This is a genomic window from Streptomyces niveiscabiei (assembly GCF_001419795.1).
GTDB lineage: Bacteria > Actinomycetota > Actinomycetes > Streptomycetales > Streptomycetaceae > Streptomyces > Streptomyces niveiscabiei.
Genome location: NZ_LIRL01000619.1, coordinates 1 through 4901 on the forward strand (window position 1 = coordinate 1; position 4901 = coordinate 4901).

The following is a 4901-nucleotide window of genomic DNA, read 5'->3' on the forward strand; positions in this document are numbered from 1 at the left end:
GGGAGAGGGTGAGGCGCCAGGCGGGGGCGTCGGTGGTGCGGAAGTCCAGGGTGGCGGGGGTGTGGGGCCAGGGGGACGACGTTGCACAGCAGGTTGTTAGGAATTCGGCCACGCCGTCCTGGGCTATCTGCGCGGGGAGGGCGTGCGGGGCGCCCACCGTGAGCTGGGCGTCGTACGTGTGGACGAGGAGCTGCTGGAGCTGGTGCCGGGCCACCGCGCCCGTTGTCGCGGGGGACTGGGACGCGGTCCACCAGGTCCAGCAGCCCTGGTCCGGGCCCGCCTCCGTGAGCGCGTCCAGGAGCTGCCGGGTCGACTCCGCGAGCCACTCCGAGATGGCCTCCCGGTCCTTGGGGAGTGAGGCAGGCACCGGCGGCGGGGGAGCGTCCGCAGGGCCCGCTTGTACGATCGTCGCCCAGCGCCGGCGGCCCTCCCCGATGTGGTGGGCCAGGTCGGCCAGTGTCCACTCGGGGCACGTGGGGACCTGTACGTCGAGACGGGGCGCGGCGGCGACGGCCGTACGGAACGCGGTGGAGCGGTCGTCGAGGAGGCGCAGCAGGTCGGGGAAGGCGAGTGTCGTATGCACGCCGTTGTTTAGCACCGGGTACGCCGACGGAGACAGCGATTTATTCGGGTGAGCGTACGAACGCCTCCCGCATAAGGTCACCGCCGTGGACCCAGCTGACTTCTACACCGGCATCGTCGCGGACCTGTACGCCCCCCTGAAGGCGCACTCCCAGGACCCCGACCTCTACGACACCTTCGTACGGCAGGCCGGCGCCCCGGCGCTGGAGCTGGGCTGCGGGGACGGCGACCCCCTCCTCGAACTGCGCCGGCGCGGCCTGGACGTGGACGGCGTCGACTCCTCCGCCGACATGCTGGCCCGGCTGCGGCACAGGGCGGACGTACAGAGGACGGCCGTCACCACGTACCACCAGCGCATGGAAGCCCTCGACCTGCCCCGGCGCTACCGCTCGGTCTTCCTCGCGGGCCCGACCTTCAACCTGCTCCCCGACGACGCCACCGCCCTCGCGGCGCTGCGCGGCATCGGGCGGCACCTCGCCGAGGACGGCACCGCCCTGATCCCCCTGTTCACGCCGGCCCCCTCGGAGGAGATCGGCAAGGTCCGTACGGTCACCGCCCCCGACGGCGCGGAACTCCGCGTCTCCGTGGTGTCCGAGCGGCGCGACGAGCGGGCGCGTACGCAGACGACCGTCCTGCGGTACGAGCGCCACCTCGGCGGGGACAGCGTCGTCGAGGACCGCCCGTGGGTGCTGCACTGGTACCCCCGGGACCACTTCGAGCAGCTCGCGGCGGAAGCGGGCCTGAAGATCACCGAGGTCACCGGCGACGACGCAGGCGTACTGAACCTCTACCTGCGCCCCGCCTAAGCCGTCTGCGGCAGCCGCCTCCGCCGCCGCTTCAGCAGCGCCCACGGCCCCCGGGGCCCGGTCGGCATGGCCGCCGTGACCTCGGTGCCCGGCTCCGCCGCCGCCTCGGCCGCAGCGCGTGCCACCGGCAGGAACCCCTCCCGCCGGGAGACGTCCGGCCGCTCCTCCTCCGCGGGCCACAGCCCGAGGGCCGCGCAGAGCGTCGGCAGGACGGCCATCGCGGCCGTCGCGTACCCCTCCGCCGACGGGTGGTAGTGGTCAGGACCGAACAGCTCCCGCGGATTCGCCTCGAACTCGGGCCCCAGGAGATCGCCCAGCGAGACCGTACGGCCGCCCTGCTCCACCGCCCCGATCGTCTGCGCCGCCGCCAGCTGGCGGGACGCTCTGCGGGCCAGCCATCTCAGCGGCTGGCCCACGGGCTCGATCGTGCCGAGGTCGGGACACGTGCCGACGACCACCTCCGCACCGGCGGTGCGCAGGCGCCGTACCGCCGAGGACAGGTGGCGTACGGAACGGGTCGGCGGCATCCGGTGGGTGACGTCGTTCGCGCCGACGATGATCACGCAGATGTCCGGCACCTGTTCGGCCGAGCCCACGACCAGCGCGACCTGCCGGTCCAGGTCGTCGGACTGGGCGCCCGGCAGGGACACGTTGCGCAGCAGCACGGGGCGCTCGGCGACGGCGGCGAGACCGGACGCCAGCAGCGCGCCCGGCGTCTGGGAGGCCCGGTGCACCCCCTGCCCGGCGGCCGTGGAATCGCCGAGGAGGACCAGGCGCAGGGGTTCCTCGCCGGTGCTCGCGTAGACACTGCCGTACAGGCCGTCCGCCTGCGGCACCCGCGCCGACGTGCCGTTCTCCACATGGCGGCGCGCCCACTGCGCCTCCGCGAGCAGCAGCCCCATCGCCGCGGCCCCGGCCAGCCCGATGCCCCCGCCGCCATAGGCGGCACCCGCCGCGATCCGCCGGGCCACCCTGGCCCTCGACATGCTGGTCATACCTGCCCGCCACCTCCCTCGTCGCCGTACAACCTCTCCTTGCCCCGTACGACCCGTCGGTCAATCTCACCCAGGAGTGAACACGTTTAGGCTGGCGACATCACGACCACGTTTTTTGCAAGCAACCGGAGACAACGGTGCAATTCCACGACTCGATGATCAGCCTCGTCGGCAACACCCCGCTGGTGAGGCTCAACAGCGTGACCAAGGGCATCCAGGCCACCGTTCTGGCGAAGGTCGAGTACTTCAACCCCGGCGGTTCGGTGAAGGACCGCATCGCCCTGCGGATGATCGAGGCGGCGGAGGAGAGCGGCGCGCTCAAGCCGGGCGGCACGATCGTCGAGCCGACCAGCGGGAACACCGGCGTGGGGCTCGCGATCGTGGCGCAGCAGAAGGGGTACCACTGCATCTTCGTGTGCCCCGACAAGGTGAGCACGGACAAGATCAACGTGCTGCGGGCGTACGGCGCCGAGGTCGTCGTCTGCCCCACCGCCGTCGACCCGGAGCACCCGGACTCGTACTACAACGTCTCCGACCGGCTGGTGCGCGAGACGCCCGGCGCGTGGAAGCCGGACCAGTACTCCAACCCGAACAACCCCCTCTCCCACTACCACTCCACCGGCCCGGAGCTGTGGGAGCAGACCGAGGGGCGGATCACGCACTTCGTCGCCGGCGTCGGCACGGGCGGCACGATCTCCGGTACAGGCCGGTACCTGAAGGAGGCGAGCGACGGCAAGGTCCAGGTCGTCGGCGCTGACCCCGAGGGCTCCGTGTACTCCGGCGGCTCCGGGCGGCCGTACCTCGTCGAGGGCGTCGGTGAGGACTTCTGGCCGACCGCGTACGACCGGACCGTCGTCGACGAGATCGTCGCCGTCTCCGACAAGGACTCCTTCCAGATGACCCGCCGCCTCGCGAAGGAGGAGGGCTTGCTGGTCGGCGGGTCCTGCGGGATGGCCGTCGTGGGCGCGCTGCGGGTGGCCGAGCGGCTCGGCCCCGACGACGTGGTCGTCGTCCTGCTGCCGGACAGCGGGCGCGGGTACCTGTCGAAGATCTTCAACGACGAGTGGATGGCCGACTACGGCTTCCTGGAGGACGAGGGCCCCAGCGCGCGCGTCAGCGACGTCCTCGACGACAAGGAGCACGGCGCGATCCCGTCCCTCGTGCACATGCACCCCGAGGAGACCGTCGGCCAGGCGATCGAGGTGCTGCGCGAGTACGGGGTCTCGCAGATGCCCGTCGTGAAGCCCGGCGCCGGGCACCCGGACGTCATGGCCGCCGAGGTCGTCGGGTCCGTCGTCGAGCGGGAGCTGCTCGACGCGCTGTTCAGCAACCGGGCGTCGCTCGTGGACCCGCTGGAGAAGCACATGTCCGCGCCGCTGCCGCAGGTCGGGTCCGGGGAGCCGGTCGCCGACCTGATGTCCGTGCTCGGGGAGGCGGACGCGGCGATCGTCCTCGTCGAGGGCAAGCCGAAGGGTGTCGTCAGCCGGCAGGACCTGCTGGCGTTCCTCGCCAAGGGCGGCAGGTAAGCCGTACGGCGCCGGGGGTGCACGGCGGGGAAACCTGCGGTGAACTCCCGGCTCCGCCGCGGAACTTCCCTCGGGCCGCCCCGGCGGTGGACTTCGCGGAAGTGGTACGAGCGCGTCACGTCCACGCAGCACTCGCTTAACACGAGTCCGGCAGATTAGTGGGTGTCGGCAGGCGGGAGCGGCTCCCCGCCGAACCGGCAACCAAAACGGCGTCACGGACCTCCGGAGCGGCTCCCGGACCTCCACAGACGCCAGGACGCAGGGCACAGCTCGCGTCCCCGCGGGGACCGCCGTCGTCCCGCCCCCCTTACCGGGGGTGCGGCGGTCCCCGCCTATTTGTGCGCCTAAACCGGCGCCGCTCTCGCGGAGGTGGTTGCTCGCCGCGGGGGTTGCTCAATTGATGGTTGCTGTCACTCTTCCCAGCGGTCCCCGTCAGCCTTCTTCCGGCGTCCCCTCAGTGCCGTCAGGAGTTCGGGGGTGGAGCGGAAGGCGTGGACCGCGTTGACGCCGACGATGCCGGTCCAGGTGATCAGGAGGCCCGGGAGGTCCGCGTTCACCGCGCCGATCGCCGAGAGGGGGATCGCGAGGACCAGGGAGACGATGCCGAAGCCGAAGCGCTCGCCCCAGGAGTCCGTGGCGTGCGGGGCGCGGGCGTCCCGTGCCGCCGACATCTGCTGCTCCGCGAACTGGCGGCGCACCCGGCGCTCCACCGCGCCGTCGATCCGCTGGTCCACCTTCTCCAGGAACGACTCGACCAGCGCAGAGTCGTACTCCTCGCCCAGCTCCCTGCGGGCGTGCAGGGTCGCGTCGAGTTCCTTCTTCAGTTCGGTGTCCCGGCCCGGTGTCATCGTCGTCTCCTCAATCCCCTGGAACCTCCTCCAGGCTAGGGAGCGGGGGCCTCGGCCGCACGGGGGATAGCCCCCCTCTTGGGAGTGGGGGCCGCCGGGAGGAGGTTGTGGGCGGGTGCGGCGCCGTCGTGGCTGGTCGCGCCC

The 4901-nt window shown here is 72.1% G+C and carries 5 protein-coding genes; 2 read left to right on the forward strand and 3 right to left on the reverse strand.

From position 1 onward, the window contains the following. Window positions 1–583, reverse strand: a 583-nt coding sequence (locus AOK24_RS28370) for a maleylpyruvate isomerase family mycothiol-dependent enzyme (RefSeq protein ID WP_055722901.1), incomplete at its 3' end; no start/stop codon positions are given. 85 nt (window positions 584–668) lie between these two features. On the opposite strand from AOK24_RS28370, the gene AOK24_RS28375 reads away from it, so the two are divergent. After that, window positions 669–1388, forward strand: coding sequence for a class I SAM-dependent methyltransferase (locus AOK24_RS28375; RefSeq protein WP_055722902.1), 720 nt, complete (start codon window positions 669–671; stop codon window positions 1386–1388). Here AOK24_RS28375 and AOK24_RS28380 read toward each other — a convergent pair. Beyond that, on the reverse strand, window positions 1385–2383 hold the full coding sequence (locus AOK24_RS28380; RefSeq protein WP_079057035.1) for an SGNH/GDSL hydrolase family protein: 999 nt from the start codon (window positions 2381–2383) through the stop codon (window positions 1385–1387). The two genes, AOK24_RS28375 and AOK24_RS28380, sit on opposite strands and share 4 nt — an antisense overlap. Window positions 2384–2520: 137 nt before the next feature. On the opposite strand from AOK24_RS28380, the gene AOK24_RS28385 reads away from it, so the two are divergent. Then, window positions 2521–3909, forward strand: a complete 1389-nt coding sequence (locus tag AOK24_RS28385) for a cystathionine beta-synthase (RefSeq protein ID WP_055722904.1) — start codon at window positions 2521–2523, stop codon at window positions 3907–3909. Between the two features lie 410 nt (window positions 3910–4319). On the opposite strand, the gene AOK24_RS28390 is transcribed toward AOK24_RS28385, so the two are convergent. Continuing rightward, complete coding sequence (locus AOK24_RS28390) at window positions 4320–4757, reverse strand: hypothetical protein (RefSeq protein ID WP_055722905.1); 438 nt, start codon at window positions 4755–4757, stop codon at window positions 4320–4322. Window positions 4758–4901 lie beyond the last annotated feature (144 nt).